Origin of the sequence: Streptomyces sp. NPDC005195 (assembly GCF_040608315.1) — a bacterium.
Classification (GTDB): Bacteria; Actinomycetota; Actinomycetes; order Streptomycetales; family Streptomycetaceae; genus Streptomyces; species Streptomyces kaempferi.
In genome coordinates, this window is the sequence record NZ_JBEXHZ010000274.1 from 1 (window position 1) to 1,999 (window position 1,999).

The 1,999-nt window shown below is 67.6% G+C and carries 2 protein-coding genes; both read left to right on the forward strand.

Annotation, left to right across the window (positions count from 1 at the left end; translation table 11 throughout):
• The coding region (locus ABZV34_RS38890) for a DDE-type integrase/transposase/recombinase (protein WP_356287843.1) at positions 1-529 on the forward strand (529 nt) is incomplete at its 5' end.
• Between the two features lie 169 nt (positions 530-698).
• Positions 699-1,898, forward strand: a complete 1,200-nt coding sequence (locus ABZV34_RS38895; RefSeq protein ID WP_356287846.1) for an IS30 family transposase — start codon at positions 699-701, stop codon at positions 1,896-1,898.
• The last annotated feature ends 101 nt before the right edge of the window (positions 1,899-1,999 follow it).

The following is a 1,999-nucleotide window of genomic DNA, read 5'->3' on the forward strand; positions in this document are numbered from 1 at the left end:
CGGCTCGCCGAGGATCACGCTGGATTTGTGGGAGGAGGGCTGGCAGGTGTCGGAGAACACCGTCGCCGAGATCATGGCGGAGCTCGGTCTACAGGGCCGTAAGCCGCCTCGTCGACGCCGCTCGCTCACCCGCCCCGGCAAGCGGAAGACTGCTCCTGACCTGGTGCGACGCAAGTTCGACGCCATCGCGCCCGACGTGCTGTGGTGGGGCGACATGACGGAGATCGAGACCGGCGAGGGCAAGCTCTACCTCGCATCCGTCCACGACGCGTTCTCCCGCCGCGCTCTTGGCTACGCGATGGGCGCGCGGCACGATACCGCGCTGGTCAGCGCCGCCCTGCAGACGGCGATCGCGACCCGAGGCGGCCAGGTCGACGGCGTCATTTTCCACACGGACCGCGGCAGCGAAGGCGGATTCAACTGGTCGTCGCAACACCTTGATCTCGGAGGTGTGCGACGTGGCCACGGCGGACTGGAGTTTGAAGACCAGCGATGTTCCGGAGGGTCGGCGTCGGCAGTGGCGCGCTGATCGTGCGTTGCGGCCGGCGATGCGTTCGCCGGGGCGGCCTGATCCGTCTCGGGTCGTGCAGCGCCAGTTCTGGCGGCTGATCGCCACAGGGGTCACGACGGTGGAGGCGTCGTTGGCGGTCGGCGTGTCGTGGCCGGTGGGTGCGAGGTGGTTTCGTCACGCTGGCGGCATGCCTCCGATCTCGTTGGCCGAGCCCACGGGCCGATACCTCACGTTCGAGGAGCGCGAGGAGATCGCGATCCTCAGGGCGATGAACAAGGGTGTGCGCGAGATTGCCCGCGCCCTGGAGCGTGACCCCGGAACGATCTCTCGCGAACTGCGCCGCAATGCCGCCACGCGCAGCGGCAAGCAGGAGTACCGCGCGACGGTCGCCCAGTGGAAAGCACAGCAGGCCGCCAAGCGCCCGAAGACCGCGAAGCTCACAGGCAACGACAGGTTGCGTGAGTACGTGCAGGATCGGCTCGCCGGCAGCCTCCGCCGCCCCGACAACACGATCGTCCTCGGGCCCAGGACGCCCGCATGGAAAGGGCTGAACAAGCCGCACCGGCAGGACAGACGCTGGGCGACGGCATGGAGCCCGGAGCAGATCTCGCACCGGCTCCCGGTCGACTTCCCCGATGATGAGTCCATGCGCATCAGCCACGAAGCGATCTACCAGGCGCTGTTCATCGAGGGCCGTGGAGCGCTCAAGCGGGAACTGGTCACGTGCCTGCGCACCGGCCGGGCGCTGCGGACTCCCCGTGCACGGTCACAAAACAAACCCCAGGGGCATGTCACCGCGGACGTCATCCTCAGCGAACGCCCCGCCGAGGCCGCAGACCGCGCGGTCCCCGGACATTGGGAAGGCGATTTGATCATTGGAACGGGTCGCTCCGCGATCGGCACGCTCGTCGAGCGCAGCAGCCGCTCCACGCTCCTGGTGCACCTGCCCCGGCTCAAGGGCTGGGGCGAGAATCCGCCCGTGAAGAACGGCACCTCACTCGGGGGCTATGGCGCGATCGCGATGAACACAGCGCTCACGACGTCGATGACGCAGCTGCCCGAGCAGCTACGCAAAACCCTCACCTGGGACCGCGGAAAGGAACTCTCCGGCCACGCCCAGTTCGCCCTCGATACCGGGACGAAGGTGTTCTTCGCCGATCCCCACTCGCCCTGGCAACGACCGACCAACGAGAACACGAACGGGCTGCTGCGTCAGTACTTCCCGAAGGGCACCGATCTCTCCCGGTGGTCGTCCACGGACCTCGAAGCCGTCGCCATGGCAATCAACAACCGGCCCCGCAAGACCCTCGGCTGGCGGACACCCGCCGAGGTCTTCGAAGAGCAGCTACGCTCGCTGCAACAGCCCGGTGTTGCAACGACTGATTGAACTCGCCGAATACACGTCCGAGTCGTTCCAGCAGTTGTGCGGCCGCTGGGGCGTGGTGCAGTCGATGGGACGTGTCGGGTCGGCGCTGGACAACGCCGCCG